Below are 26,293 nucleotides of genomic sequence, written 5' to 3' on the forward strand. Positions count from 1 at the left end.
GTCATCGTCCCCTGTAAAGCCGTGTGGCAAGCGTTTCCGTCAGGCCCGCAGCACGGATGGCCGCTGCTGCTCCGTCTATGTCATAGTTGACCCGCAGGAAGGTCAGCGTGCTCTTTGTGGTGTCGAGCAGGCCGAAGGCCGCCGCCGGATCGCCGTCGCGCGGTTGGCCCACCGAGCCGATCACGCCGAGCCAGCGCCGCTGCGCCAGAAGCGGAATGTCCGTTTGCGAATGGGGAACGAAAGTGGTGATCTTGCCTTGAGGTGGAGGGCCATCGGTGGTTTGACCATAGGAAGCCAGCGCATAAAGCGTCGGGCGATGGACATGGCCGCAAAAACTCAGCCGCGCCGTACAGGCGGCAAAATGCTGCGCTGCCGCGTCCGTATCGGTCACATAGTGAAAGGCCGAGGGAGAGGTGGCTTCGGCATGGACATAGAGCCGGTCCTCATCCCGCAGCATCATCGGCAGATTGGCGAGAAAGGTCCGCTGTTCTTCGCTGAGGACTTGCCGCGTCCAGTGAATGGCGTCGCGGGCCGTGTCATTGAGGGAAATGGCGGGATCGCTTACCGCCTGGTCGTGGTTGCCCCGCACCACCAAGGCACCTTGCTGCTGCAAAGCGCGGACCTTGTCGACGCAGCGGCCAGGATCGCCGCCATACCCGACGATATCGCCGAGAATGACGATGCGTTCGGCACCGGCCTGCGCTGTCGCCTGCAAGACCGCGTCAAGGGCCTGGGCATTGCCGTGGATGTCGGACAAAAGAGCAATGCGCATTAACCCTCCCCGGCATTGCATCAGCACGACCAACCATAGGCTGTTTACCGAGGCCGCGCTATTGGACTGAAGGCGAGGAGCCATGAAAAATCCCCTCCGGCACGAGGCGCGGAGGGGATCATTTGGTAAACCTGCCCAAAGGTCGATTACAGTCTGTTTAAGAATTGCCATTTGCAGACGGTCAGCGGCGATTCTTGGATAGACTGTTAGGCAGCGCGAACGATATCGATCAGTTCGACCTCGAAAATCAGATCCTGCCCGGCCAGCGGGTGGTTGGCATCGATCGTCACCACATCGCCTGCCACATCGGTCACAGTGACAATCAGAGGTGTGCCATTGCCGCTCTGCGCTTGAAGCCTTGTGCCGGGTGCCACATTGACATTGGCGGGAATAAGATCACGCGCCACCTGTTGAACTTTCTGGGGATCGTGCGCGCCATAGGCTTCCTCGGCAGGCACCGTCACCCGCTGGCTTCGCCCGACTTCCATGCCATCCACTTGCCTTTCCAGCCCTGAAATGATCTGGCCGGAGCCGATTTCAAACTGGAGCGGATCGCGGTCGCGGGAGGTGTCGAATTGCGTGCCATCCGGCAGCAGACCGACATAATGGATGCGGACGGTATCGCCGTTTTTCGCTTGCGTCATGGTAATGTCCTTTCGTCTCAAGGGAGGCATGGGTGCAATGGGCACAGCATGGCCTCCTTGAAGCTTCCTTTTCGCCAGGCCAGTTCCGGGACGTCCCGGATGCCCGTGGCGGAAGCGATTCAGCCGACACACGGAAAATTCGTGAGTTGCATGACGACTATCGGAGTGTTCACACCCAAAGGTGCAAGCCTTAACAAAGGTAGGCCTGAAACGCGGCAGATCAACGGCAGCGAGGTAAAAACCGGGATAAAACCAGGATTTTCTATTCCGCAGCGCTACGGCGTGGGCTGGAGACCTGGGTAATATAGGCCCGCAAAGCCGCTGGACGGACGGGCTTATGCTGCACGGCAATGCCCTGCCGTTCCGCCTCCGCCCGCACGTCGGCGGTGCGGTCGGCGGTAATCAGCAGGCCGGGAACCGGCTGACCGTAGAGCGCGCGCAGGCGCAGGATCGCGCCGATACCGCTGCCGTCTCCCAGATGATAATCGGCAATGATGACATCCGGTGCCACAGGATTGTCGCTGAAGGTCGTGTCGAGATCAGTGACCGAGCCTGCGGTGATCACCGTACAGCCCCAACCGCTGATCAGCAGCCGCATGCCGTCCAGAATATCCGGCTCATTATCGATGCACAGGATGCGCAGGCCGGTAAGACTGCTCCGCAGCGCTGTCGCGGTCGCCAAATCCTCAGCGGGCAACGGTGCCTTGGCGCTCTTTTCGATCGGCACCGTGACGCGAAAACTGGTGCCTCGGCCAGGCCGGGATTCCAGCGCCACCATCGCTTTGAGGACCCGGGCGATACGATCGACAATCGACAGTCCGAGCCCAAGCCCGCTGGCGGTTTTGATGCCTTCGTCCAGCCGGGCAAATTCCTTGAACACAGTGCGAAATTTCGAGGTTGGAATGCCGATACCCGAATCCGTCACCTGAATGATCACCTGGCCGCCACGGCGGCGCGCACCGACCAGGACCTTTCCAGAGGGCGTATATTTAATGGCATTGGAGACCAGATTCTGCACCAGCCGGCGCAGAAGATTGGCATCGGAGCGCACGCTGAGCGTGGTCGGCAGCACCACCAATTTCAGGTTTTTCTCCAGCGCCATCGGCTCGAAATCGGTCCTGATCCGCTCCAGCAGGCCTTGCAGGGGGACGGTGGCAAAGCGCGGCTTCATTGCGCCCGTATCCAGCCGGGACAGGTCCAGCACCGCGCCAAGGATCTGTTCGACCGATTCCAGCGCCGAATCGATATTGCGCACCAGCCCGGCATTTTCCGATTGGCCCAGCCGCTCCACCAGCGCCGAGGAATAGAGCCTTGCGGCATTGAGCGGCTGGAGAATATCGTGACCGGCGGCGGCAAAGAACCGGGTCTTGCCAATATTGGCTTCATCGGCGCTGGCGCGGGCTTCGGCAAGTGCGGTATTGACCCGCATCAGTTCCGCCGTGCGTTCGCCCACGCGCTGTTCCAGCGTTTCATTGGCCTGTTTCAAGGCCCGGTCCGCCGCCACCTGCGGGGTGATGTCGGTGAAAGTTGCCACCAACCCCTTGTCGGGCAGGGCGTTGCAGCGCACCTCGATGATCTGGGCCCCCTCGCTCAACACCAGCTGGAAGGGTTCGTCGAGATGGTGGAAATTGGCCAGAACGCCCGCTTCCTCCTTGGCCGCAATGGCGCCGCGCTCGGTCAGCCGGTGGACGATGGTGCTGAGCGGCACGCCGACCTGTCCCATTTCGTCGGGCAGATCGAGCAGGCTTCGAAACCGCCGGTTCCAGATCGTCAATCGGCTGCTGCTGTCGAAAACCGCTATGCCCTGGTCCATCTGCGAGAGCGCCGTTTGCAACATATCCTGGTTATAATGCAGGGCCTCGCTTGCCTGGTCGAGCAGCCAGGCGGTGTCGGCGGAGGTATCCTCGGCCTTTTGCAGCACCAGCGACAGGACCAGACGGGCCGAGGCTGAACCGATGGCGCTGCCCAGCAATTGCTCGGTGAAATGAATGAAAGCCATGTCGGCGGGACTATCGTCTTCCAGCCGACGACCGGCATCGCGCTCATAGCTTTTCAGTGAGCGTTCCATCCGTTCCTGGCCGAGATAACGGGCAATCGCCGTCTTCAGGTCGCCGATGCTGACCCGGGTTTTCCAGCCCTTGGTGGCAAATTGCGAGCGTTGGTGCCGACGCACGAATATGCCAGACTGGATGCGCTCGACCGGGCGGGGGTTGCGGCTGAGACTGCCAAGCACAAAGGCCAATAGGTTGATCAGCAGGGACAGCACGGTCGCCGTTAGCAGCGGATCGGCCCCGGCGCGGCTGAAGGCATCGACACCCGGAAACAGGAAGGACAGGATATCCGGGGCCAGATCCTTATGGGCATCGAGCCCGAAGCTCGGCAAAAGCAGCGTGTAGATCCAGGTGAGAAAGCCAAGCGACAGGCCAAGAATCGCGCCTCTGGCATTGGCCCTGCGCCAGATGAGGCCGCCCAGCAGGCAAGGGGCGATTTGGGCAATGGCGGAAAAGGCCAGCAGGCCGATGGAGGAAAGGCCTCGGTCGTCGCTGGCCAGCCGGAAATAGGCATAGCCGAGCAGCAACACGCCAAAAATCGCCAGGCGGCGAATGAGAAGCACGGTCTTGGCCAGGCTTTGTGAGGCCTCAGGCCCATGCCGGAACCCGCGCCGCAGCAGAACCGGCAGGACGATGTCGTTGGAAATCATGATGGCCAGCGCCACCGTTTCGACGATCACCATGGCGGTGGCGGCGGAAAAGCCGCCGATAAAGGTGACCAGCGTAACGAATGGCAGATTGTGAGAGAGCGGCAGGGAAAGCACATAAAGATCGGCATTGCCGGTGCCGTTGAATGCCAGAAGCCCGCCAATGGCAGCTGGCAGCACAAAGAGATTGATGGCGATCAGATAAAGCGGCAGCAACAGCCCGGCGCGGCGCAGTTCCCGATCCGTCCGATTTTCAACCACGGTGACGTGGAACTGGCGCGGCAGCATCAGGATGGCGAAAGCAGAGAGCGCAATCAGCAGCAGCCAACGGCTAAGGGGTGTCTCATAGGCTAGCGCCTCCATCACCCTCGGGCTTTCGGTTGCCGCGCGCCAGAGATCCGCCGGTCCATCGAACAGGAAGAACACCACCGTGATGCCCAGCGTGCAGAAGGCCAGCAGCTTGACCACCGATTCCATCGAGATCGCCAGGATCAGCCCGTCCTGATGCTCGGTGGCGTCCGTATGGCGTGTGCCGAAAATGGCAGAAAAGCAGGCAAGCGTCAGGGCAACGATCAGCGCCAGATCGACAAAATAGAGATTGCCGGTGCCGATGCCGTAGCTGGCCGGATCGACCATGACGCCGACCGAATTGGAGACGGCCTTCAGTTGAAGCGCGATATAGGGAATGGAGCCGGCCAGCGAAATCACCGTGACCAGCATGCCGACTATAGGGTTCTTGCCATAGCGGGCGGCGACGAAATCAGCGCCGGAGGTCAGCTTTTCGACCTTGGCGATCTCGATCATCCGGCGGATCAGCGGCAGGCCGAGCGTCAGCATCAGGATCGGGCCAATATAGATGCCCATGAATTCGAGGCCGCGGTCCGCAGCCAGCCCGACGCCGCCGAAATAGGTCCAGGAGGTGCAATAGACCGCCAGCGACAGCCCATAGACAAGCGGACGCCCGCCCGCAGGCACACCATTGCGGCGGCTTCGCCTGTCGCCATAGCTTGCCACCGCAAACAGCAGCAGCAGATAGGCAATCGATGCCGTGATGATAAGCCATGCCGGAAGCATCGCTTGCCCCTCCCATTCACGTGCCTCTTATAAAGCACTGTCACTTTAAGCCATGCCGCCGCCTTTTAAAATCGGGGGGCGTGTTGGCAATAAGTCGAAACCGAAACGGAATTTGCGCGTTAGAAACAATGCTGAAGTTTTGGCATTCGTGCTGAAACCGGCAATTTGGGCTTCTAAGGCACGTCTTTATGAGTCATCTATGAAATCATCCAGGTGAATGGAGGTAGGCAAATCATGAAGGGGACAGGTGTGTTCAAGGAATTCAAGTCGTTCATTGCCAGGGGCAATGTCATGGATCTGGCCGTAGGTGTCATCATTGGTGGCGCCTTCGGTTTAATCGTCACCTCGCTGGTCAACGATATCGTCATGCCGGTGGTTGGCGTGGTGTTTGGCGGGTTCGATTTTTCCAACTATTTCCTGCCGCTCAGTGACAAGGTCACGGCGCAGTCGCTGGCTGAAGCGCGCAAGCAGGGCGCGGTGTTTGCCTATGGAAATTTCCTGACCGTCGCCATCAATTTCGTCATTCTGGCCTGGATCATTTTCCTGATGGTCAAGGGGGTCAATGTTCTGCGCAAACAGCTGGAACATGATGAAAAGCAGGGCAAGCCTACACCGCCGCCACCGGCAGACGTGCTGCTGCTGACAGAGATTCGTGATTTGCTGAAGGCACAGCAGAGCAACGAGGCTGAGGCGTCTTCAGCACGTATTGAGCCAGGCAAGCCTTGATGTTTCGCTGCCTGCTGCGCTGACAGAAAATGAGGCTGACCGAAAAGCGTTGAGACTGATAAATCCTGTTGTCTTTACAATCAGGTAGAGATGGCCTCGGCCCTTGGTGCAAGGGGTTTCACGGGCCGAGGCCATCACCAGAATCGATTGGTCAGCCACTCTTTCTCATGGGATTTTCTCCGGAGCTTCGGTTATGAACGATGTAACTAAAGGAGCTTGTCCATGTCTTTGCCTGCCGGTCCATCCTTGATTTCCAGCCTTAGCCAGCGCGCCACGTCCGCGCCGGAAAGCGGTATTGTCGAGATTATCAATTATGCCCGTGGGCGCGATAATCTCCTGCCGCTCTGGGCCGGGGAAGGCGATCTGCCGAGCCCGGATTTCATCAATCGGGCCGCAAGCGACGCGCTTCTGGGCGGTGAGACATTCTATACCTGGCAACGTGGCATTCCCGAACTGCGTCAGGCGCTTTCCGATTACTACCGGCGGCATTTCGCCGTCAGCTTGCCGAGCGAACATTTCTATGTGACCGGCTCCGGCATGCAGGCCATCCAGCTCGCCGTACAGGCAATGACCGGGCCGGGCGACGAGATGATCTACCTTTCCCCCTGCTGGCCCAATATCGTCGCCGCCATCGAAATCAGTGGGGCGAAGGCGGTCGGTGTAGAGATCGGCTATGAGCATGGTGCCTGGCAGTTGGATCTCGGGCAGATCGAAAAGGCGATTACACCCAAAACCAAGGCGCTTTTCATCAATACGCCGTCCAACCCGACCGGCTGGACGGCCAGCCTTGATGACCTGCGCGCCATTCTTGCGCTTGCCCGCAAGCATGGCCTGTGGATTCTGGCGGATGAAATCTACTCGCTTTACTATTTCGCCGGCCCCTCCCGTGCTCCGTCCTTCCTGGATGTGATGGAAGAGGGCGACCGGGTGATGTTTGGCAATTCCTTTTCCAAGAACTGGTCGATGACCGGCTGGCGGGTCGGCTGGCTGGTGGCGCCACCGGAAATCGGTCAGGTGCTGGAAAACCTCATTCAATATTCCACTTCTGGCGTGGCGCAGTTCATGCAGCGCGGGGCGGTGGCGGCCTTGGACCACGGCGATCAATTTGTCGCCGAAAACATCCAGCGGGCGCGCACCTCGCGCGACATCCTGCTGGATGCGCTGATTGCCACCAACCGGGTTCGCTCCGTCAAGCCGGATGGGGCGCTTTATGCTTTCATGGAAATCGATGGCGTGACCGACAGCCGGGCGGCGGCCATGGATATCGTTGATAAAACCGGCGTGGCGCTGGCGCCCGGGTCGGCGTTCGGGGCAGGGGGAAGTTCGTTCCTGCGCGCCTGCTTCCTGCGCGATCCACGCCAGATCGAGGATGCCGCTGCGCGGTTGAGCGATTACATTGCCCGGCTATGACAGTTTTTTCATTCAACATCGAAGGGTTGCGTTAAGGCCATTTTAGCCCTTTCTATAGAAGTCCGGGCCGCTTTGCGGCTAGGCCTCGCGATTTTAACGGGTTGAAAAACCCGAGGAGATTAGCTGCGGCCAGAGACGAGGCTGTAGTGGGGCGGTCATGGCAATCTTGGTGACGGGTGGCGCTGGTTATATCGGCAGCCATATGGTCTGGGCGCTGGTGGAGGCTGGCCACGAGATCGTGGTGCTGGACCGGCTGTCCACCGGCTTTCGCGGTGCTGTTGCGCCCGGCGCGCGCTTTTATCTTGGCGATATCGGCGACCGTGACCTGCTGCAGCAGATCTTCGCGCATTATCCCATCGAGGCGATCTTTCATTTTGCAGGCTCAGTGGTCGTCTCCGAGTCCATCGCCAATCCGATGGACTATTACACAAACAATACCGTCAATTCCTCGATCCTGATCGAGGAAGCAGTGCGGGCCGGTATTGGCAAGCTGGTTTTTTCCTCGACGGCTGCGGTTTATGGCGCGCCTGTCGAGGATCGCCCGGTGCGCGAAACCGATCCGCTGAGGCCGCAAAGCCCTTATGGACAATCCAAGCTGATGACCGAACTGATGCTGGCCGATACGGCCCGCGCCCATCCAGATTTTCGCTTCGTCGCCCTGCGTTACTTCAATGTCGCAGGTTGCGATGCCAAGGGCCGGACAGGCCAGTCCACAAAGGGCGCCACCCACCTGATCAAGGTCGCCTGCGAGACGGCGCTTGGTCTTCGCCCCCATATCACGGTGTTCGGAAAAGATTATCCAACGCGGGATGGCACGGGGATTCGCGACTATATTCATGTCGATGATCTGGTCTCTGCCCATCAACAGGCGCTTGCCTATCTGCATGGTGGCGGCCCGTCGCTGGTGGCCAATTGCGGCTATGGTGACGGCGCTTCGGTGAAAGAAGTCATCGCTGCGGTGGAGCGGGTTGCGGGCCAGAGGCTGCCGACTGTCTTTGATGCGCCGCGCCCTGGCGATGCCGCCTGCGTGATCGCCGATCCAGGCCTTGCGCGCCAGCATCTGGGCTGGATGGTTGACAACCCGGGGCTGGATGCGATTGTGCGCACCTCCCTCGAATGGGAAAGACGCTGCCTGAGGACGCGCGCAACGCACTAGAGTTTGTCAGGGAAAAGTGGAAACCGGTTTTCCCGAAAAGACAAACTCAAACAAAAGAAACGAGAGTCTGTCAGGTTCAATATGAACCTGACAGACTCTAGGTCACACCGCGCAGAGGCTTGTCGGAGCTTTTTAGCCGAAATGCCGAACCCGGATCAGCAAACACGCTCCAGTTTGACGACAGTTTCCCCCGCTAGGGTTGCCCGATAGGGAGACCGTCGTTCTGCTCAGGATCGGCGGCCCTTCCGTATCGTTATCGGGCATGTTCTTTTCCGCAAGTTCTCCAGTTTGCGCATCCTGCCCGTTTACGTGGGAATTTGGCGTATGAAAACAAAGGTATCAGACCGTCATCCGCTTGAAACCGGACAGGCGGGGAATGGGTAGGGTTAGGCAATGGTCGGCAGGGAGATTGGGCGATGAAGGCGGTTATCCTGGCTGGCGGTCTCGGCACGCGGATTTCCGAGGAGACCCATTTGCGGCCAAAGCCGATGATCGAGATCGGCGGGCGGCCGATCCTTTGGCACATCATGAAGCTCTATTACGCGCATGGCATCCGTGAATTCATCATCTGCTGCGGGTTCAAGGGCTATATTATCAAGGAATATTTCGCCAATTACGGGCTGCATATGTCGGATATCACCTTCGATCTCTCCGACAACCGGCTGGAATTTCACCGCAAGAGTGCGGAAAACTGGCGCGTGACCCTGATCGATACCGGTGAAAGCTCGATGACCGGCGGACGGCTGAAGCGGGTTGCTTCCTACCTGAAAGACGAGGAAGCCTTCTGCTTTACCTATGGCGACGGTCTCTCCGATCTGGATATTTCCGCCACGCTGCGGTTTCACAAGGAACATGGCAAGCTGGCGACGGTCACCGCCGTGCAGCCGCCAGCCCGCTACGGCGCCCTGAAAATGGACGGACCGATGGTGCGTGGCTTCGTGGAAAAGCCGGTGGGCGAGGCGGGCTATATCAATGGCGGCTTCTTCGTGCTGTCGCCCAAATGTATCGACCGGATCGCTGGTGACGACATGCCTTGGGAAGCCGAGCCTTTGACCAGCCTTGCCGAAGACGGCGAGCTTTGCGCCTATCTGCATAACGGTTTCTGGCAGCCAATGGATACGCTGCGCGACAAGAACCATCTGGAAGATCTGTGGGCCGGTGGCAGCCCGCCATGGAAGAGCTGGTGATGATGATCGACCGACAGTTCTGGGCCGGAAAACGGGTGCTGCTGACTGGTCAAACCGGCTTCAAGGGCAGCTGGCTGGCGCTTTGGTTGACGCAGATGGGTGCCGAGGTCAGCGGACTGGCGCTTGCGCCGCAGACGGTGCCCAACCTGTGCGGCCTGCTGACCGGTCATGACGCTCACGCCGGAGGCGGTATTTGCGATCTGCGTGACCGTATTGCCGTGGCGGCTCTCGTCGCCCGGGTAAGGCCGCAGATCGTCTTTCATCTGGCGGCCCAGCCGCTGGTGCGGCTTGGCTACCGCGATCCCGTGGCGACCTTTGAGACCAATGTGCAGGGTACGGTGCATGTGTTGGAAGCGCTTCGGGTGTCGCAGGATGTGAAGTCCATCGTCGTTATCACCACCGACAAGGTCTATGAGAATGCCGAGACCGGCAGGGCCTTTGTCGAGACCGATCCGCTTGGCGGTCACGATCCCTATAGCGCCAGCAAGGCGGCGGCAGAGATCGTCGTCTCCAGCTACCGGTCGTCGTTTTTTGCAGCACGCGGCGTTGGTCTTGCCACGGCGCGGGCTGGCAATGTCATCGGCGGTGGCGATTGGGCTGAGGACCGGTTGATCCCGGATGCGGTGCGCGCCTGGAGTATCGGTGCGCCGATTGATGTGCGCCGCCCGAACGCGGTCCGCCCCTGGCAACATGTGCTGGAGCCCTTGGCAGGTTACATCGCCATGGCGCACCATCTGTGGCATGATCCGGCCTCGCTGACAGCGTTGAATTTTGGTCCTGACCACGCCAGTGCGGCCTGCGTTGCGGATGTTCTGGCTCTTGCCGTCAGGCATTTCGGCAGCGGTGAGGTGGTGCTGGGCGATGGCAGCGATGGTCCCCATGAAGCCGGTTATCTGATGCTCGACAGTTCCAAAGCCTCGGCGACACTCGGCTACAGGCCGCTCTGGGCGCTGGAGGAAACGGTGGCGCGCACCATGAACTGGTATCGACGGCTCGCCGCTGGCGCATCGGCAAGAGAGCTGTGCATTGCCGATATCGCCGATTATGCCCATGGTCTCGGCATGGATGTGAGGCAGGCGGTATGAGTCAACGCTTCCAGCCCGAAGACACCGCGATCCCCGGCCTGACGCTGCTGACCCGCAGCCGGTTTGGCGACGAGCGTGGTTTTCTCAGCCGGTTGTTTTGCGGTGAAGAACTTGTGGCCTTTGGCTGGCCGGGGCCTGTCTTGCAGGTCAATGAAACCGGCACGGCGCAAAAAGGCACGGTGCGCGGCCTGCATTTTCAGCACGCGCCTTTTGCCGAGTGGAAACTGGTGACCTGCATCGAAGGCACAATCCTCGACGTGGCCGTGGATCTGCGCCAGGGCTCGCCGAGCTTTCTCCAGCATGTCTGCGTCGAGTTGTCGGGCGACAATTGCCGCTCGCTGCTGATCCCGCCGGGCTTTGCCCATGGGTTTCAGGCGCTGAGCGACACTGTACGGATGATCTATACCCATTCCGCGCCTTACCGTGCGGAGGCTGAAGGCGGGCTTCACCCGCAGGATGCAAGGATCGGCATTGCCTGGCCTTTGCCGGTTGAGCGGCTGTCTGCGCGAGACCAGAGCCATCCGCTGATCCAGGCCGATTTCGAAGGACTGATCGTATGAATTGCCGCCATTGCGGATCGCTTCGGATGCGACCCTTTCTCGATCTCGGCACAGCGCCGCCCTCCAATTCCTATGTGAAGGCCAAGGATCTGGTAAAGCCGGAGCTTTGGTATCCGCTGGTCATCCGGGTCTGCGAAGACTGCCTTTTGGTGCAGACCGAGGATTTCGCCGCCCGTGAAACCTTCTTTTCCCACGACTATGCTTATTTTTCCTCGTTTTCCTCGTCCTGGCTGGCGCATGCCAAATCCTATGTCGAGGCGATGAGCAAACGGTTCGGGCTTAACGAAGGCGCGAAAGTGGTGGAAGTGGCTGCCAATGACGGCTACCTGCTGCAATATGTGCGTGAACGCGGCATCGCCTGCCTGGGTGTGGAGCCAACGGCCAGCACGGCCCGGGCCGCGCGCGACAGGGGTATTGATATCGTCGAAGAGTTTTTCGGCGTGGAACTGGCGAAAAAGCTGGTGGCCGACGGCTGGGCCGCGGATCTCACCGCCGCCAACAATGTGCTGGCGCATGTGCCTGACATCAACGATTTCGTCGCAGGCTTTGCCCAATTGCTGAAACCGGCGGGTGTTGCCACCTTCGAATTTCCGCACCTGATGAACATGATCTCGGAGCGCCAGTTCGATACGGCCTATCACGAGCATTATTCCTATTTGTCGCTTCTGGCTGTTGATCGGATTTTTGCTGGCAACGGCCTGATGGTGTTTGATGTGGAAACCACGCCCTGGCATGGCGGTAGCCTGCGGGTGCTGGCCTGCCGGGCCGACAGCAAGGCCCATGTCCGCACACCGGCTGTCGAGGCGATGCTGGTGCGTGAAAGACAGGCCGGACTTGATGCTGTCACAGGCTATGACGGCTTTCAGGCTGAGGCTGAAGCCGTGCGCAATGATTTTCTGTCCTTCCTGATCGATTGCAACCGGAAAAGTCTCTCTGTTGCCGCCTATGGTGCAGCGGCCAAGGGCAATACGCTGTTGAACTTCGCTGGCATCAAAGCCGGTCAGATCGATTTCGTCGTCGACAAGAACCCGGCCAAGCAAGGCATGTTCCTGCCCGGAAGCCGCGTGCCGATTGTTTCGGAAGAGGTTCTGAAAACCCGTAAACCTGACAGACTGGTGATCCTCCCATGGAATCTGACGGCAGAAATCAAACAACAGCTTTCCTATATCGCCGATTGGGGTGGGAAGTTCGTGACCGTGGTGCCGAACCTGACAGTCGATCCATAACGGCGGACGCCACTATAACGCAGGAGAGCCAGCCGATCCTGCCGAGAGACACGCTGCCACGTCCCGGCGATACAATCAGCGCCAAATAGTGGCTGGCACAAAGCGTAGATCCAGGAGACCCTCGATGACCGACAAGCCAACCCTTTCGATTTGCGTGCCTTCGCGCAACCGTCAAATCTATTTCCAGAAGACCATCGAGGGCTTGCTGCGCAACAAGCGCACCGATGTCGAGTTCATTTTTACCGACAATTCCGACGATCCCACCGTGATGAACGATTTCATGGCGGATCTCGCGACGGATAAGCGTATTGTCTATCTTCCTACAACCGATCGTGTCCTCTCGATGATGGACAATTGGGAGCGGACGATTCATGCCAGCCGAGGCGAGTGGGTGGTGTTCATCGGCGATGACGATTTCATCGAGCCTGATGTTGCCGGACTGATCCTGCGGATAGACGAGATCAATCCGGATATGGAGGCATTATCCTGGGGAATTTTGAATTATTACTGGCCAGTCGAAGGAGAAGCGGTCTGTACTGTAGTTGTGCCGTTTGACCGAACCGTCATGCGTTTAACCAGGGCAGAGCTGATGCGCCGGATGTTTGGCTGGCACGAGTCGACATCCGTTCCAACGTCGGGCTTTTCCATTTACCATTCCGCTATCAGGCGAAGGCTGCTGGATCGGATCTATGCCAAATATCATCACCGTTACTTTGAGCATCCGGTTGTCGACTACGATATGGCGATGAAAGTGATCTGTGAAGCGCAGGACTTCGTCGTGTGCCAACGGCCATTCTCAATGCTCGGAGCCTGCCCCCAGAGCAATTCTTTTTCTATCGGTCGCTTGGAAGACACCAAGATGCGGGCCAAAATTTTCATGGACGAATTCGGCAAGAATTTTGAAGAAGACCCGACGCTGCGGGATTTCCCATTCAGCTCCTTTCTGGGCTGTACGGCGACCATTGGCGTCACCCAGCAATGGTTCCGGAAGACTTATAATGTCAGCTATACGGGGTGGGAAAAGGGCTATGCAAGCGCCTGCGCACTCAATACCGAAACCTATCGAGACAGGGAGGCCTTTGACATCATTCGCGCAGGTTACGAGACGGCCTTCCGCAATTGGCAGGGTGGAAGGTTTCTTTCACATTACCAACCGGTCTGGCGCGGCGACATACCCGTGACGCCCATGAGCGGTGCGACCTCTGCCGGGGTGATGGTGCTTGCCGATATCGCTGGGGCAACGTCCCCTGCCGAGCTTTGGGATGTCGTTTCGGCGATGGTTGTGGCTCCCGACGATATTCTCGTCCGTCCGACAGGCTTGCGTCTGCAGAACGAAGAGGAGTTTGCCACCAACGAACTTATGCGGCTCGAAGGGAATATGCGTGTTGGCAGTTCTGAAAAGGCAGCTCCCGGCAAGCCGGTCGCCATGCGCAATGACCGACACACCAGAGGCCGGCGGCGCTGAACTTAATCGCCTCTCTTTCTTCAGAGATCGACCAAGTTATCTACCGTGCTACCTCACAGTCGTGGTGACTTTTCAGCCATCCTGGCGGTGAGGTAATTTATTGCTCGTTTCCTTAAATCGGGATCGATTTGAGGAGAAATTTATGCAGCAAATATACGAAGCGACAACGCCATGCGTTTTATAAAACGCATGGCGTTGTCGCTTATCAAAGATATTCCAGCCGTCACACCCGACGCAGAAATCCATCGCGTGAAACGGTGATGGCGATTTTGTGCTCCAGCGCGTGGTCGTATTCAAGGTGCAGCGGCGCGCCATCGGCAGCCGTACGGCCTTCCTGCTCCAAGCGTCGCATATATTCCCAGACCGCGGTTCTGGGGTTGTCGCCTGGACCCCAGGGCCGTTCGGGATACATGCTTTCCGGCATGTCCTCCACCAGCGTATCCCAGACAGCGCAATAGGAGCCCTTGGAGACAAGCGGCGCATAAAGCTCCAGTTCCTGCAATACATGCTCATGGGTATGGTTGGAATCGAGGAAAACCATGACCTTTCCATAATCCTTGGCGATATCCTTGACCTGAGCAATGATATCAGGCGCGACGGAAGAGCCCTCGATCATGCTGATCTTGTGGCTCATCGGATGGGCCTTGATGGCGGCGCGGTTATGGGCGCGGATGTCGATATCGATGCCGAGCACCTTGCGGCGGCTGGTCTTGGGGTCCAGCATTTCGCCTTTTTCCACGGCCTCGCAATAATCGATCATTGCCAGCATGGAGGCGCTCATCACCAGCGAGCCGCCATGGGCTATGCCGGTTTCGATCACCAGATCCGGTTTGACCGACCAAATCATCTCCTGGATAGCATAGCTGTCCTGCGGGATCTGGATGATGGGCCGGCCCAGCCAGCTGAAATTATACATATAGCCCAGCGGTATGCATGTCTCGATCCAGCGATTGGACAAGTCGAGGAATTCCTTGCTCTCGCCGATCGACTGGATGTTACGGCTTACCAAAGCCTTGAAATCTTCGACAGTATTCATTGCGGGTCCGTTCAGTTATTGCCTGCCTTCGCAGACGCTAGGCTGCCTTACCTGCGTGAGCCTGACGTGTCTGCGTGTAATGATGGTTGAATAAGCCAGAGTGTCTCTTGAACACCGAAATCGGTTGGCGTCATATGGCGCGCAATGCGTTGTATCGGCGGTATCATCCTGAAATCTCGCTGTGCCGAGGAGGTGTCGCAGATAGAAAATTGGAGTGGCAAGGCATGGGCAAGACGATACTGTTAACGGGAGCGACGGGCTTTGTCGGAAGGCAGATCCACCGTGCTCTGCTGAACGCCGGACACAGCGTGGTTGCTGTCGTGCGGCCGCAATCCTCAAGCGTTCTTGCCACAGAGGGCCGTGCCGCGAGAGTGATCGAGACGGAGGATGTGTTCGCGCAATCGGTCGATTGGTGGGCGGCCCAATGCCAGGGCTGCGACGCGGTCATCCACGCCGCCTGGTATGTGGAGGCGGGGAAATATCTGGATTCGCCGCTGAATTTTCACTGCGTCACCGGCAGTTTGGCCTTGGCGCAAGGGGCTGCCCGTGCTGGCATTGCCCATTTCATCGGCCTTGGCACCTGTGTCGAATACCGGCTGCCGTCGGACCATTTGACAGTAGATTCGCCCCTTGAGCCGAAGACGCTTTATGCCGCCGCCAAGCTTTCCACCTACCAGATGTTGGACCGGTATTTCGCAGGCCTTGGCCTTGGGTTTTCCTGGTGCCGGATCTTTTATCTCTATGGGGAAGGCGAGCATCCTGCCCGTCTAGTGCCTTACGTGAGGCAGTGCCTCGAACAAGGTACAGTTGCCAAGCTTTCCAAGGGCACACAATGGCGCGATTTTCTGGATGTGAACGAGGCGGGAAAGATGATTGCCGGGGTGATCGAGACCGGACAGACCGGCGCACTCAATATCTGCTCGGGCAAGGCGATCACCATTCGGGCGCTGGTGGAACGCATCGCAGACGACTACGGCCGCCGCGACCTGCTGGAATTCGGCACGGCAGAGATCCATCCTTCCGATCCTCTGGCGGTGGTCGGTGTGTGCAATGTTGAGACGGTCAAGCCCGTCTCAGAAGGAATGGCTGCCGGTTGATGCTTTTAGCCATAGTTTATCGCATGCATCCTGACTCTGGCTTCAGGCACTCGCGCGGGCGTTTGGCTCCGCGATGATCCTGATTGGCGTCATCATGCTGCGCGCCACGGCGTAGAACTGCTGGGCGTTGACGGCATTGCCAATGAAGCGGTCTACCAACAGAGCCTTACCATGCAGACCCTGCTGTCTGTCTTCATGGGGTGTGGCGGAAAAGGGTGGTGCGAAGGCTTGGGCCCATGCCTGACCGCCCGGCATGGACAGGAAGGCTCGGGAATAGGCCTCATATTTTGCCCGAAACGGGCCAGCGGAATGTTCGAAAGCACAGTCATACATACAGGCGCGGACGAAATCCTCGCCAAAGCCTGCCCATTCGCTGCCAAGCTCCGTCAGCACCCGCGCCTGGACTTCGGCAATGGCAGCCGTCAGGCCTATTCCGGCATGCAACGGAAAATCCTTGAGGGCGGATGGCACGGGACGGGGCTGGAACGGTTGTGCATGCACGGCGGACAGGGGGCGATTGCAAAAGGCCAGTGCATTGGCAAACAGCAGAACGCGGGCCGCCCATTCATAGTGCGGCACCAGGGTTAGCCAACTCAGTTCGCCGCAAGCCGAAAGGACACTGTCGATCAGGCTTCGCTTGATGGCCCCATGATAGAGACCGAAGGGCATGCGTGGCACTTGCCGTGCGTCTTTCCAGTGAAAGAAAGCCTCGAGCATCGGAGCCTTCTCAAATTCGGTAATATTATGCAGCACCGGGATCGCCACATTGGTCTTGATATGGCGCGGTGCATCCGCCGAGATTTGAAATGCACTCCATCCCAACGCATCCACATGGGGATGTTTATTTTCCAGAGAGGAGAGCAGCTCGGGAAGATCCGGCTCGATCATGTCTTCGGGATGGACAAGCGACACCCAATCGCCCTTAGCCGCAGCCACGGTGCCGATCCATAGTTGGGCTGCCGAAAGGGTTTCCGGCGCAGGGGGCAGAAGGCGCAAACGACTATCGCGCGCCGCGATATCCGCGAACTGCCCAGGACGATGCACTGTGTCGCCAAAGCCGGAGAGAATGATTTCCAGATCAGCGGTCTCATTCTTCAGGAGTTCCGAGACCAGATAGACAGGCAGGACATGGCCCGGTTCCACAGGAATACAAACAGAAAGCTTCGGCATCGGCATCTCACGATCTAGAGTCTGTGAGGTTCAGATTGAACCAGCCATTCTCTCACTCTTGTTGTTTTCGTTTGTCTTTTCGAGAAAATCGGAATTCACTTTTCCCTGACAAGCTCAAAAAGACCTTGCTGCGCCATCCACTCCGTTTCTAAGGATGCAAAGGATCAACAACAATTCCGTGCCATTCTGTTATCAAACGCACAAAATAGGAGAGGTGTCCGCAGCTTTCGATGCTGTTTTAAGATGACAAACTGGTGCGAGCCTTGGCGCAGCCATGACTTAATAAGCATATTAAGCAAGGAATATAGGACATTTCACTTGAAATAATGGTGCCCGGAGGCGGATTTGAACCACCGACACGCGGATTTTCAATCCGCTGCTCTACCAACTGAGCTATCCGGGCATCCTGGCCAAACATACCCTCTTTCAGGCTTGTTTGCCGTTAGGGGAAAACTTTTCCCCCGGAAGCAGCGCGGTTATACCATCTAAATTTTTCATGTCCAGCGCCAAAAGACACTTTTTTGACGATGCATGTAAAAAGATTGAAAGCCATTTTAAAACAGAAGCTTAGGCTGAAATTGCAATGGCTGTCTCGGTTCAGAATCGACCGTCGTCATCCGGGTTGGATTCGTCTTCGGCCACGGGAATGGCATAGGAGCCTTTCAGCCAGCGCGACAGATCCTGGGTGCGGCAGCGGTCGGAGCAGAAGGGATAGTGTTCGCGGTGGGATGGATGGCCGCATTCCGGGCAGGGAAGAGGTTTGCGCAAGGGTGCGACCTTGGCAGTATGTTCTGGCTCGTCACTCATGTGTCATCCTTTGCTTGGCATCAGCCTTCACGCGCTGGGGCCTGCCTGCCGGGGCTGCTCATCCTTCCGACCAGCGGGCCTGCACATCCATGCCTTCGCCTGCCAGCAATTGCACGGTTTCATACAGGGGCAGGCCGACGACATTGGAATAAGAGCCGACCAGTTTCTGTACGAAACTACCGGCAATGCCCTGGATGGCATAGGCGCCAGCCTTGCCACGCCATTCACCGGACAGAATATAGGCATTGATGTCCGCTTCCGACAGACGCTTGAAGCGCACCTTGCTTTCCACCACCTTCTGGCGGATCTTGCGATCCGGCGTAATCAGGCAGACACCGGTAAACACCCAGTGATTGCGACCGGAAACCAGATTGAGCGCGGCAACGGCCTCATCGCTATATTCGGTTTTCGGCAGCACCCGACGGCCAACGGCAACCACCGTATCGGCCGCCAGGATGAAAGCGCCTTTCCAATCCGCCTCGTCAGCACTCGCCTCCAGGGCGGCTTTGGCCTTCTCGGTTGCCAAGCGGCGCGCCAGCGAGCGTGGCTGCTCGTTTTTCAAGGGGCTTTCGTCGAGATCCATCGGCATCAGCCGATCGGCTTCCAGGCCCACCTGCCGCAACAGTTCGACGCGGCGGGGGGAGCCTGAAGCCAGGATCAGCTTGCGTTTGCCGGCCATAGGCGGCTCCTCGCCGTTACTTGAAGCGATAGGTGATACGGCCCTTGGTCAGGTCGTAGGGTGTCATTTCCACCAGGACCTTGTCGCCAGCCAGCACGCGGATGCGGTTCTTGCGCATACGGCCAGCCGTATGGGCGATAATTTCATGTTCGTTTTCGAGCTTCACCCGGAATGTGGCGTTCGGCAGCAGTTCCGTAACGACACCGGGGAATTCGAGGACTTCTTCTTTAGCCATTGATGCCTTGTCTTTCTGTGTGTTTCGTCGAGGCGGCTACCGCCCCGGTCAAAATGTGGCCGGAACCTACACAATCACTGGGCTTTTGTGAACCTTGTAGATCGGGCTTTTCGAATTTGTTTCAAACGCCGCCAAGCGGGCTTGTTCCCGGCCGTTTGAAGCGCTGCTCGATCAGCACCGCCAGCCGGTCTCGTACCTCGCGATAGGCGGCCAGTTGCTGGTCGCGGGTATCGGCCTCGATGGTTGGGTCATGCATAGGCCAATACACCACCTCAACGGAAGAGGAGCGCGTCAGTTCCAGGGCGGCATGATGCGCTTCTGGAGCCAGAGTGACGACGAGGTCGAAAAAGTCATCCTCCAACTCGTCCAGGGTCTGCGGCTGGCGCTTGCCCAGCGAAAGCCCGATTTCATCCAGTACCACATCCACGAAAGGGTCGCGTTCGCCATGCCGCACGCCAGCCGAGGCTACATAGACACCTGACGGCAGTAACCTCTTCGCCAGGGCCTCGGCCATGGGTGAGCGAACGGCATTCATGCCGCAGAGGAACAGCACGGAGCGGGGTATGGTCCTCTCCTGGCCATGATCGACGTTGATGCCGCTAGGGTCTTGGGTCGGTTCGCTCATGCCGGACGCCTCAGCCGCGCCAATACAGCACGCAGACCAGCGTGAAGAGCCGCCGGGCACTGTCGAAATCGAGATTGATCTTGTCTTTCAGCCGGTCTTTCAGAGTTTGCGAGCCATCGTTGTGAATGCCGCGCCGTCCCATGTCGATAGCCTCGATCTGGCTGGGCGTGGAGGAGCGGATCGCCTCATAATAGCTTTCGCAGATCATGAAATAGTCTTTGATGATCCGTCTGAGCGGCGTCAATGACAGGATATGGGTGGCGACAGCCTCGCCTTCCTGAGTGGTGATGGTGAAGACCAGCCGGGCATTCACCAGGGACAGGCTGAGGCGATAAGGTCCACCTGGATGACCGACCGGCTCGAAGGAGTTTTCCTCGATCAGATCGAAAATCGCCACCGCCCGCTCATGCTCGACATCGGGCGTCGAGCGCCCGATCGTCTCATCGAGAACGACATCGAAAAGCTTGAAGTCGCCCTTGGCCATCAGCTATTCCTCAAGATTGAGCCGGATGGCGACGGATCTGGCATGGGCATCCAGGCCTTCGCTCTTGGCGAGAGCAATCGCTGCCGGGGCCAATTGCTTGAGTTGTTGCGGGCCGAGCCGTAGGATCGAGGTACGCTTGACGAAATCCAGCACCGAGAGGCCGGAGGAAAACCGTGCCGAACGGGCTGTGGGCAGCACGTGGTTGGAGCCGCCGACATAATCGCCGATCACTTCCGGCGTATGGCGACCGATGAATATCGCGCCAGCATTGCGAATGCCCGCCATCAGCGTATCGGGATCGGCAACTGCCAGTTCCAGATGCTCGGCGGCAATGCGATTGGCAAGCGGCAAGGAGGCGTCAAGGTTCGGGACAATGACCAGCGCGCCAAAATCCTGCCAGCTGGCGCTGGCGGTCTCGGCCCGGCTCAATGTCTTCAACTGCCGTTCGACGGCCGCTTCAACCGCTTTGGCAAACTCTGGATTATCGGTGATCAGAATCGATTGAGCGCCCCGGTCGTGTTCGGCCTGCGCCAGCAGATCGGCGGCAATCCAGTCGGGGTCATTGTCCTTGTCGGCGATCACAAGCACTTCCGAAGGACCGGCGATCATGTCGATGCCAACAGTGCCGAACACATGGCGCTTGGCGGCGGCCACATAGGCATTGCCGGGGCCGACGATCTTGGCGACCGGTTCGATGGTTTGTGTGCCATAGGCGAGCGCTGCAACGGCCTGAGCGCCACCGATCCGGTATATTTCCGTCACGCCGGCAATTTTTGCCGCAGCCAGCACCGTGGGATTGATGGCGCCGCCGGAGGCAGGCACGACCATGACGACGCGCGGCACGCCAGCAACCCGGGCCGGAACGGCATTCATCAGCACGGAACTCGGATAGCTTGCCGTGCCACCCGGCACATAGAGGCCAACCGCATCAATTGCGGTCCAGCGGGAGCCGAGGCCGACGCCGATGGCGTCTTCGTAAATATCGTCCTTGGGCATCTGGCGGGCGTGGTGGCGCTCAATGCGCTCAGCGGCAAGGTGCAACGCATCGATAAGCTCAGGCGAGACCTCGGCAAAGGCAGCGTCGATTTCAGCTTCGGTGACGCGCATGGGTGTGACGGCGAAATCCAGCCCATCGAACCGATGCGAATATTCTGCCAAGGCGGCATCGCCGCGCGCCCGCACATCGTCAATAATGGTTTTGACGACTGCGTTTACATCCTCGGACACTTCCCGCTTCGTGGTGAGAAATGCGGCAAACCGCGCTTCGAAATCATCCGATGCCTGCTCAAGCCAAACTGCCACTGCGCCTAATTCCTTCTTTCCGGCCTGCCTATTCCTCAGGCTCCGGCCATCAAGCTCCGGGATGCCGGGGCCTTGATGTGGTTTCCCACGCGCCGCCGGTATCTGCAAGCTGTACTTCAATGCATTCAACATCCAAAGCAATGGTGGCACCCGCCGCGCATACCAGCTCCAGCCGGCCTTCAGGGCCATCGCCCTTGCCGTCGCCCTTGGGTGTGAAGGTCACAGCCAGCAGGTTCATCACCTGGTCCTTGTCCGTCTGGCTTATGCCGATGGAGCGCACCGCCTGCACTCGCTTGATGGTGAGTAAGGCCCGGCGGCGCTCGAAGCTCTTGGCGCGGCGAAATATTCCGCCACCTTTTCCGGCTTTTTCCCAGACGAAACGGTTGACGGCGACCGAAAACACCCCGGACTTTGCCGCATAATCCACGTCAGCTGGCTTGAACACCGCATCCTGCATATGGGCAGAGAGAATGGCGAGATCTTCCTCGTCCAGCGATAGAAGCTTGAGATCGGTCATGCGCATGGCCCCACTATTGCAATTGCTCTTGCAGATAGGTTGCCCGCCGTCATTAAGCAACGGGCAGCCTTGCTTCAAGAGCTTGAAATATAGGCGTGGTCAGTCGCTGATTCGTTCCACAATCGCACCGCAGCGGGTCAGTTTTTCTTCCAAACGTTCGAAGCCGCGGTCCAGATGATAGACACGGTTGACCAATGTCTCGCCCTCGGCGGCAAGACCGGCGATGACCAGTGAGACAGAGGCGCGCAGATCGGTCGCCATGACCGGCGCGCCACGTAGCCGCTGTACGCCTTCGATACGGGCCGTCTGGCCGCTGAGGGTGATCTTGGCGCCGAGCCGTGCCAGTTCCTGCACATGCATGAAGCGGTTTTCGAAAATCGTTTCCGTCACATGCGCCACGCCCTGGGCGCGGGTCATCAGGCCCATGAACTGCGCCTGCAAGTCAGTCGGGAAGCCTGGAAACGGTTCGGTGACGATATCGACCGGGCGGATGGCATCGCCATGACCGATGACGCGAATGCCATCCTCGATGGCAGTGACTTCGGCACCAGCCCGACGCAAAGCTTCGACGGCGGTGTCGAGCAGGGTGATATCGGTGCCTTCCAGCGTCACGTCACCGCCGGTCATGGCCACGGCCATGGCATAGGTGCCGGTCTCGATCCGGTCCGGCAGAACCCGGTGACGGGCGCCGGACAGGCTGGTCACACCCTCGATGGTGATAGTGGCTGTGCCTTGGCCGGTGATTTTCGCGCCCATGGCGTTCAGGCAATTGGCGAGGTCCACCACTTCGGGCTCACGCGCCGCATTGTGGATCACCGTTGTGCCACGTGCCAGCGATGCGGCCATCAGCATGACGTGGGTGGCGCCAACGGAAACCTTGGGGAATGTATAGCTCGCGCCAATCAAGCCGCCCTTTGGAGCCGTGGCTTCGATATAGCCACTGTCGATCTCCAGAGTGGCGCCCAGCGCGCGCAGACCGTCGATGAACAGATCGACCGGGCGGGTGCCGATGGCGCAGCCGCCAGGCAGCGAGACGCGAGCCTTGCCCTCACGAGCGAGAAGCGGGCCGATCACCCAGAAGCTGGCGCGCATTTTGGACACCAGCTCATAGGGCGCATTGGTATCGACAATGGTGCGGCAGGTGAAATGGATGGTGCGGGAATAGCTGCCGGATTGGCGCTCGCGCCGTCCATTGACGGCAATATCGACGCCATGATTGCCCAGAATGCGCAACAGCAGCTCGACATCGGCCAGATGCGGCACATTTTCCAGCGTCAGCGTGTCGCTGGTCAGGAGCGAGGCGATCATCAAGGGCAGGGCGGCGTTTTTGGCGCCGGAGATTGGAATGATGCCGTTAAGGGCGTTGCCGCCGACAATCCTGATACGATCCATAAAGAGTGATCAGGGGGCAAGGCCTGCCCCCGCCTTTCTTGGTTTGAAGAGTGTGTCGCGCCATGACAGCAATGAGTGGCACTGCAATGCACGCGGTGTTTAGAGGAAAACCGCCAGCCGTTCAATTCGCCGTTTCACGTTTCAGTGTCATCCGGTTGGGGCAAATGTGCGGCGGGCAGTCCATCTGTTTCATCGGCACCGCCAGCCCGGCGCGCCCGCGCCTGACTTTTGCGGCGCATCAGGTTTTTCCGCAATTTCTGCGCCGCCCGTTCACGCCGGCGCTCCGCCTGCGCCTGGGTGTTCAGCGCAGCAATCCGCTTGGCTTCTGCCACGCGCTCGGCCTTGGATGTATCGGTCTCGTCTGTCATGGCGGCGTCATAGCGCAAATGTGGATAAACCGGAAGATAGGCAAGGTTTTGCTATTTTATTCGCCCAACCACGTTTTGCTGCTTGCGCGCCCCGTCATCCTGTGGCAATAGCCCCCTCGTTCCGGAGCGGCACAGACCGCTTCGCCAGATGCTGCTATAGCTCAGGGGTAGAGCACTCCCTTGGTAAGGGAGAGGCCGAGAGTTCAAATCTCTCTAGCAGCACCATTTCATCCCACTAAAATTGTTAGAAACTTTGTTCTCGTTCATACCGGTTGATTGCCATGACCAGCAGTCGTGCTGAAAACGGCAGCCTGTGAATCAGCGATTAACCGTTTTGGGAAACCTGAATGTTGATCCGACCTACAGTCTCGATCCTAATCCGATCGAAATGATGTTTGCAAAGCCTATGATTTTTGTCAGAAAAGCAGAAGATCGGACGGCCGAAACAACATGGAGGCGCCTCACACAACTCCTCACGGCATTCACCCCACCATACGAGAGTGTGAAAAACTATCTCAGGCGTGCTGTATTTGGTTCAAAATAAACCCGACCTATTCTCGGTTCGGTCGCCGCTCAGAATATCAGTTCCTTCGGGCATATGGGCAACCTTCCCGTTGCCGCCATAGAGGCTGCAATGCAATATTTCCCTACAACAAGACCCTCGGAACCGAATGAGGTTTGGCTGAACTACGAAGCGGTCTGTTTCGCTATCGAGGAATAAGGAAAACAGATGAAGCGCTTTCTAGCAATATTTCTTGGGCTCCCGCTCGCTACCAATATGGCTGCGGCGCAGACAGCAACGACATTCAAAGACCTGAGCATAACAGGATCCAGCACCCTGAAGGGGCCTGTTAATACAGAGCAAACGGTGGTCACTGGCAATCCCGGCACGCAAATGCTCGCCAACAACAACTACATCGGCAGTTTCAACGCCAATTGCGGGACATCCTTCTGCGTCGGATGGGCGGATCAAATGACATTTGGAGGCCCCAACTCCTATGGCGGGTACTCGGCAGGGTACGACCTCCTATATCAAAACGCCCCTACCGCCTCGGGAAATACCAATGCCAACTATGTTGCGCGCACGGCGATCGCCCGCACTGCGACAGGTGATGGTGGAAGGAACCTCACGACTAGCGCTCGCGGCGCATACTTCGGTATTGGTCCAGAATGTGTTCTTCTGGGAGGTGCTGTCAACGTCCTGAATTGTACGGCGGCCGAATTCGGTGTGGCGGTAAATGCTGGCGCCACCGTCAAGTATAAATCGCTTTCGCAGTTCTCGTCCAAACCGGACGATGCCGTGGCAGGCTCCGCAGTCGACACGATGTTGTGGCTCTATGATCAGTCATCCGCGACCAACCCGAACCACCGTGTCGGCATTCTGTTTGGAACGCCTGACACCGTAAATGAGTGGCCAATTACGGCGACAGGCACGCTTATCGGGGCCGAGAAAAATAGCGGCGAGGTCAATGCAGGATATGGCGTAGACTTCCGCCAAGTCGCCTTCGCCAGGTGTTCTTTCGCCAGCTTGAACTTTTGTGTGGATGGCGGCGGCGGAATAAACGCTCAGCAATTGGTGGTCAATAGATCGTCGCCACAAGTTATGTTCTATGATACATCGGGTGGCACCGATACGAAACGGCTCCGCCTCATCCAAGCGCGTGGCACGTTCCATCTGCAGACTGGCAACGATGCAGGGACTACTTACACAGACGCCTATGAAGTTTCGTCGGATGCGACGGGTCCGAAAGGCCATACCTGGTCTACGTCAACTTCCGCTGGCACGTCGATCAAGCAGATGACCCTGAACTCGTCTGGGGAGCTTTCCGTTGCGGGCCGCGCCATCGCGCCTGCCACGATTTCCTCCGGGGTCAAGCCGACTTCAAGCGGAACATGCGTGGCCGGCTCATTCATCGGCGGGGCGACTGTGGGAGGGTTCACCACCGCTTCGACGTGCACCACTGGACAAACGATTGTCCTTAACTTCTCGGTTGAGTCTTCGACAGGTTGGGCTTGTCACGTAACGAACACCAACCATCCAACTGATTCCACCTATCAGCCTATCCAATCTGCTTACACGGTCAACACCGCGACATTCTCCGGACAAAACCTGCCGCAGGCTGGTGATAAGCTTTTGTTCTCCTGCCAGGGCTTCTAGAGTTTGTCAGGGAAAAGTGAAAATCGATTTTCACTAATAGACAAATGAAAACAAGATAATCTGGAGTCTGTCTAGTTCAATTTGAACCTAACAGACTTTAGATCTTTTTCGTCATTTTGTGACTCGAATCGAATTCTTCCGTGACCTCCGTTGTGATTCAGCGATATTTGCTGAATGGAGGCCGGTATCTCATGTATCGGCAGGCCCGCACCGTAAGCCGCCAGGGCGCCGTTCTCGACCGCTTTAATCTTGCCAATTGGGTCGGCAGGGCAGCGTTCGAATTGCGTCCCGTCTTCAATGCGCTTATCGCCGACCTGAAGCGCTCGACCAAGCTGTTCATGGATGAGACCCGTGCTCCGGTTCTCGATACTGGCTCACGCAAGGCCAATGGCTTATCTGACAACCACACTCACTACCATC

General features: G+C 58.3%; 24 protein-coding genes, 2 tRNA genes and 1 pseudogene. 12 read left to right on the forward strand and 15 right to left on the reverse strand.

From position 1 onward, the window contains the following. Position 1: 1 nt before the first annotated feature. The 3 genes from G6L01_RS00840 to G6L01_RS00850 all read right to left on the reverse strand — a co-directional run bounded on the left by G6L01_RS00840 (position 2) and on the right by G6L01_RS00850 (position 5,188). The gene (locus G6L01_RS00840) at positions 2-772 is read right to left on the reverse strand and encodes a metallophosphoesterase family protein (protein ID WP_070163608.1); all 771 of its coding nucleotides are present in this window, start codon (positions 770-772) and stop codon (positions 2-4) included. Positions 773-978: 206 nt separating this feature from the next. Continuing rightward, positions 979-1,416, reverse strand: coding sequence for an FKBP-type peptidyl-prolyl cis-trans isomerase (locus G6L01_RS00845; protein ID WP_070163607.1), 438 nt, complete (start codon positions 1,414-1,416; stop codon positions 979-981). Positions 1,417-1,678: 262 nt separating this feature from the next. Further along, complete coding sequence (locus tag G6L01_RS00850; RefSeq protein ID WP_071207186.1) at positions 1,679-5,188, reverse strand: PAS domain-containing hybrid sensor histidine kinase/response regulator; 3,510 nt, start codon at positions 5,186-5,188, stop codon at positions 1,679-1,681. A 249-nt stretch (positions 5,189-5,437) separates the two neighbouring features. On the opposite strand from G6L01_RS00850, the gene mscL reads away from it, so the two are divergent. The 8 genes from mscL (at position 5,438) to G6L01_RS00890 (ending at position 14,003) form a co-directional block, all read left to right on the forward strand. Further along, entirely contained in the window at positions 5,438-5,914 is a 477-nt protein-coding gene (gene mscL / locus G6L01_RS00855; RefSeq protein WP_139190168.1) for a large conductance mechanosensitive channel protein MscL, read from the forward strand. Between the two features lie 222 nt (positions 5,915-6,136). Next, entirely contained in the window at positions 6,137-7,324 is a 1,188-nt protein-coding gene (locus G6L01_RS00860; protein WP_070163605.1) for a pyridoxal phosphate-dependent aminotransferase, read from the forward strand. A gap of 157 nt (positions 7,325-7,481) precedes the next feature. Next, a complete protein-coding gene (gene galE, locus G6L01_RS00865) occupies positions 7,482-8,480 on the forward strand; it encodes a UDP-glucose 4-epimerase GalE (RefSeq protein WP_070163604.1) in 999 nt (332 codons plus the stop codon). 416 nt (positions 8,481-8,896) lie between these two features. Then, entirely contained in the window at positions 8,897-9,667 is a 771-nt protein-coding gene (gene rfbF / locus G6L01_RS00870; RefSeq protein WP_015914874.1) for a glucose-1-phosphate cytidylyltransferase, read from the forward strand. Continuing rightward, the gene (rfbG, locus tag G6L01_RS00875; RefSeq protein WP_337692697.1) at positions 9,631-10,752 is read left to right on the forward strand and encodes a CDP-glucose 4,6-dehydratase; all 1,122 of its coding nucleotides are present in this window, start codon (positions 9,631-9,633) and stop codon (positions 10,750-10,752) included. Before rfbF ends, rfbG begins: the two co-directional genes overlap by 37 nt. Next, entirely contained in the window at positions 10,749-11,312 is a 564-nt protein-coding gene (locus tag G6L01_RS00880; RefSeq protein WP_070163603.1) for a dTDP-4-dehydrorhamnose 3,5-epimerase family protein, read from the forward strand. The genes rfbG and G6L01_RS00880 overlap by 4 nt, the downstream gene beginning before the upstream one ends. 26 nt (positions 11,313-11,338) lie before the next feature. Further along, on the forward strand, positions 11,339-12,538 hold the full coding sequence (locus G6L01_RS00885) for a methyltransferase domain-containing protein (RefSeq protein ID WP_234891995.1): 1,200 nt from the start codon (positions 11,339-11,341) through the stop codon (positions 12,536-12,538). 124 nt (positions 12,539-12,662) lie between these two features. Then, on the forward strand, positions 12,663-14,003 hold the full coding sequence (locus G6L01_RS00890; RefSeq protein WP_070163601.1) for a glycosyltransferase family 2 protein: 1,341 nt from the start codon (positions 12,663-12,665) through the stop codon (positions 14,001-14,003). A 223-nt stretch (positions 14,004-14,226) separates the two neighbouring features. Here G6L01_RS00890 and G6L01_RS00895 read toward each other — a convergent pair whose 3' ends face one another. Beyond that, positions 14,227-15,039 carry a cephalosporin hydroxylase family protein gene (locus tag G6L01_RS00895; protein WP_070163600.1) on the reverse strand — a complete coding sequence of 271 codons (813 nt, stop codon included), beginning with the start codon at positions 15,037-15,039 and terminating at the stop codon, positions 14,227-14,229. A 224-nt stretch (positions 15,040-15,263) separates the two neighbouring features. Between G6L01_RS00895 and G6L01_RS00900 the strand changes: the two genes are divergently transcribed. Then, positions 15,264-16,136 (forward strand): NAD-dependent epimerase/dehydratase family protein, encoded by an 873-nt coding sequence (locus G6L01_RS00900; protein WP_070163599.1) that lies wholly within the window; start codon positions 15,264-15,266, stop codon positions 16,134-16,136. A gap of 42 nt (positions 16,137-16,178) precedes the next feature. On the opposite strand, the gene G6L01_RS00905 is transcribed toward G6L01_RS00900, so the two are convergent. The 11 genes from G6L01_RS00905 to G6L01_RS00955 all read right to left on the reverse strand — a co-directional run bounded on the left by G6L01_RS00905 (position 16,179) and on the right by G6L01_RS00955 (position 23,715). Then, on the reverse strand, positions 16,179-17,306 hold the full coding sequence (locus G6L01_RS00905; RefSeq protein WP_070163598.1) for a hypothetical protein: 1,128 nt from the start codon (positions 17,304-17,306) through the stop codon (positions 16,179-16,181). A 327-nt stretch (positions 17,307-17,633) separates the two neighbouring features. Then, positions 17,634-17,709 (reverse strand) — tRNA-Phe (locus G6L01_RS00910). A gap of 194 nt (positions 17,710-17,903) precedes the next feature. Further along, positions 17,904-18,113: a DNA gyrase inhibitor YacG gene (gene yacG, locus G6L01_RS00915; RefSeq protein WP_060716379.1), complete on the reverse strand. Its 210-nt coding sequence runs from the start codon at positions 18,111-18,113 to the stop codon at positions 17,904-17,906. A 58-nt stretch (positions 18,114-18,171) separates the two neighbouring features. Then, positions 18,172-18,792, reverse strand: a complete 621-nt coding sequence (locus G6L01_RS00920; RefSeq protein WP_070163597.1) for a Maf-like protein — start codon at positions 18,790-18,792, stop codon at positions 18,172-18,174. A 16-nt stretch (positions 18,793-18,808) separates the two neighbouring features. After that, on the reverse strand, positions 18,809-19,027 hold the full coding sequence (gene infA, locus G6L01_RS00925) for a translation initiation factor IF-1 (RefSeq protein WP_004435948.1): 219 nt from the start codon (positions 19,025-19,027) through the stop codon (positions 18,809-18,811). 121 nt (positions 19,028-19,148) lie between these two features. Then, on the reverse strand, positions 19,149-19,562 hold the full coding sequence (locus G6L01_RS00930; RefSeq protein ID WP_234617996.1) for an arsenate-mycothiol transferase ArsC: 414 nt from the start codon (positions 19,560-19,562) through the stop codon (positions 19,149-19,151). Between the two features lie 100 nt (positions 19,563-19,662). Beyond that, on the reverse strand, positions 19,663-20,136 hold the full coding sequence (locus tag G6L01_RS00935) for a UPF0262 family protein (RefSeq protein ID WP_060716382.1): 474 nt from the start codon (positions 20,134-20,136) through the stop codon (positions 19,663-19,665). Between the two features lie 3 nt (positions 20,137-20,139). Beyond that, positions 20,140-21,438, reverse strand: a complete 1,299-nt coding sequence (gene hisD / locus G6L01_RS00940) for a histidinol dehydrogenase (protein WP_070163595.1) — start codon at positions 21,436-21,438, stop codon at positions 20,140-20,142. 49 nt (positions 21,439-21,487) lie between these two features. Beyond that, positions 21,488-21,955 carry a DUF2948 family protein gene (locus G6L01_RS00945; protein WP_070164015.1) on the reverse strand — a complete coding sequence of 156 codons (468 nt, stop codon included), beginning with the start codon at positions 21,953-21,955 and terminating at the stop codon, positions 21,488-21,490. 99 nt (positions 21,956-22,054) lie between these two features. Continuing rightward, complete coding sequence (murA, locus tag G6L01_RS00950; RefSeq protein ID WP_070163594.1) at positions 22,055-23,347, reverse strand: UDP-N-acetylglucosamine 1-carboxyvinyltransferase; 1,293 nt, start codon at positions 23,345-23,347, stop codon at positions 22,055-22,057. A 134-nt stretch (positions 23,348-23,481) separates the two neighbouring features. Further along, positions 23,482-23,715 (reverse strand): hypothetical protein, encoded by a 234-nt coding sequence (locus G6L01_RS00955; protein WP_070164014.1) that lies wholly within the window; start codon positions 23,713-23,715, stop codon positions 23,482-23,484. Positions 23,716-23,865: 150 nt separating this feature from the next. Here G6L01_RS00955 and G6L01_RS00960 point away from each other — a divergent pair. The 3 genes and pseudogenes from G6L01_RS00960 to G6L01_RS00970 form a co-directional block, all read left to right on the forward strand. Continuing rightward, a tRNA-Thr gene (locus G6L01_RS00960) sits at positions 23,866-23,940 on the forward strand. A 505-nt stretch (positions 23,941-24,445) separates the two neighbouring features. Further along, on the forward strand, positions 24,446-25,873 hold the full coding sequence (locus G6L01_RS00965) for a hypothetical protein (protein WP_070163593.1): 1,428 nt from the start codon (positions 24,446-24,448) through the stop codon (positions 25,871-25,873). Between the two features lie 191 nt (positions 25,874-26,064). Then, a pseudogene (locus G6L01_RS00970) lies at positions 26,065-26,256 on the forward strand (IS66 family transposase); the annotation flags it as partial. Positions 26,257-26,293: the final 37 nt, after the last annotated feature.

It is taken from the genome of Agrobacterium vitis, assembly GCF_013337045.2.
In the GTDB taxonomy this organism is placed as follows: Bacteria; Pseudomonadota; Alphaproteobacteria; order Rhizobiales; family Rhizobiaceae; genus Allorhizobium; species Allorhizobium vitis_B.

Coding starts and splice junctions, on each gene's coding strand:
- G6L01_RS00840 (WP_070163608.1), bottom strand. CDS start 772: ATGCGCATTGCTCTTTTGTCCGACATCCACGGCAATGCCCAGGCCCTT.
- G6L01_RS00845 (WP_070163607.1), bottom strand. CDS start 1,416: ATGACGCAAGCGAAAAACGGCGATACCGTCCGCATCCATTATGTCGGT.
- G6L01_RS00850 (WP_071207186.1), bottom strand. CDS start 5,188: ATGCTTCCGGCATGGCTTATCATCACGGCATCGATTGCCTATCTGCTG.
- G6L01_RS00860 (WP_070163605.1), top strand. CDS start 6,137: ATGTCTTTGCCTGCCGGTCCATCCTTGATTTCCAGCCTTAGCCAGCGC.
- galE (WP_070163604.1), top strand. CDS start 7,482: ATGGCAATCTTGGTGACGGGTGGCGCTGGTTATATCGGCAGCCATATG.
- rfbF (WP_015914874.1), top strand. CDS start 8,897: ATGAAGGCGGTTATCCTGGCTGGCGGTCTCGGCACGCGGATTTCCGAG.
- G6L01_RS00880 (WP_070163603.1), top strand. CDS start 10,749: ATGAGTCAACGCTTCCAGCCCGAAGACACCGCGATCCCCGGCCTGACG.
- G6L01_RS00885 (WP_234891995.1), top strand. CDS start 11,339: ATGCGACCCTTTCTCGATCTCGGCACAGCGCCGCCCTCCAATTCCTAT.
- G6L01_RS00890 (WP_070163601.1), top strand. CDS start 12,663: ATGACCGACAAGCCAACCCTTTCGATTTGCGTGCCTTCGCGCAACCGT.
- G6L01_RS00895 (WP_070163600.1), bottom strand. CDS start 15,039: ATGAATACTGTCGAAGATTTCAAGGCTTTGGTAAGCCGTAACATCCAG.
- G6L01_RS00900 (WP_070163599.1), top strand. CDS start 15,264: ATGGGCAAGACGATACTGTTAACGGGAGCGACGGGCTTTGTCGGAAGG.
- G6L01_RS00905 (WP_070163598.1), bottom strand. CDS start 17,306: ATGCCGAAGCTTTCTGTTTGTATTCCTGTGGAACCGGGCCATGTCCTG.
- yacG (WP_060716379.1), bottom strand. CDS start 18,113: ATGAGTGACGAGCCAGAACATACTGCCAAGGTCGCACCCTTGCGCAAA.
- G6L01_RS00920 (WP_070163597.1), bottom strand. CDS start 18,792: ATGGCCGGCAAACGCAAGCTGATCCTGGCTTCAGGCTCCCCCCGCCGC.
- infA (WP_004435948.1), bottom strand. CDS start 19,027: ATGGCTAAAGAAGAAGTCCTCGAATTCCCCGGTGTCGTTACGGAACTG.
- G6L01_RS00930 (WP_234617996.1), bottom strand. CDS start 19,562: ATGAATGCCGTTCGCTCACCCATGGCCGAGGCCCTGGCGAAGAGGTTA.
- G6L01_RS00935 (WP_060716382.1), bottom strand. CDS start 20,136: ATGGCCAAGGGCGACTTCAAGCTTTTCGATGTCGTTCTCGATGAGACG.
- G6L01_RS00945 (WP_070164015.1), bottom strand. CDS start 21,955: ATGACCGATCTCAAGCTTCTATCGCTGGACGAGGAAGATCTCGCCATT.
- murA (WP_070163594.1), bottom strand. CDS start 23,347: ATGGATCGTATCAGGATTGTCGGCGGCAACGCCCTTAACGGCATCATT.
- G6L01_RS00955 (WP_070164014.1), bottom strand. CDS start 23,715: ATGACAGACGAGACCGATACATCCAAGGCCGAGCGCGTGGCAGAAGCC.
- G6L01_RS00965 (WP_070163593.1), top strand. CDS start 24,446: ATGAAGCGCTTTCTAGCAATATTTCTTGGGCTCCCGCTCGCTACCAAT.